Origin of the sequence: Exiguobacterium sp. SH3S1 (assembly GCF_004337105.1) — a bacterium.
In the GTDB taxonomy this organism is placed as follows: Bacteria; Bacillota; Bacilli; order Exiguobacteriales; family Exiguobacteriaceae; genus Exiguobacterium; species Exiguobacterium aurantiacum_A.
This window is the reverse complement of the sequence record NZ_SJUW01000050.1, coordinates 1-383: the sequence shown is the minus strand read 5'-3', so window position 1 is coordinate 383 and position 383 is coordinate 1. Positions and strand designations below refer to the sequence as shown.

Sequence of the window (383 nt, the reverse complement as noted above, 5' to 3'; positions counted from 1 at the left end):
TCTTATTCAAGTATTATCTTTGCTGCGGCTTCATCAGTGATTAACACTGTATTCTTGGGTGCAATCGTCAAGTATGCTTTAATTGCTTCACCTTTCGATTTGCCTCCTGCAACTGCAAAAATAAAGTCTTTTGATTCAAGGTCTTCTAATTGAAGTCCAATTGTTTTAACCTTATGGACAATTTGACCTTGTGTATCAAAATAATAACCAAATGCCTCTCCGACAGCTTGATGATGTTGAAGTTGTTCAATGACCTTTTCAGGTGATTGACGTCGATGCGCCATCTTCAGCGCATCACCAATGCCGTGTAATATAACGTTTGCTTGTTTAATTTTGTCTAAAGTGTTTATGACTGATGGCTCTAACAACAATGTGTTATATGT

General features: G+C 37.1%; 1 protein-coding gene. It reads right to left on the bottom strand.

Annotated elements, in window-relative coordinates:
- Positions 1-2: 2 nt before the first annotated feature.
- Positions 3-383: sugar-binding domain-containing protein (locus EVJ26_RS14350; protein ID WP_236635611.1), on the bottom strand; the 381-nt coding region annotated here is incomplete at its 5' end.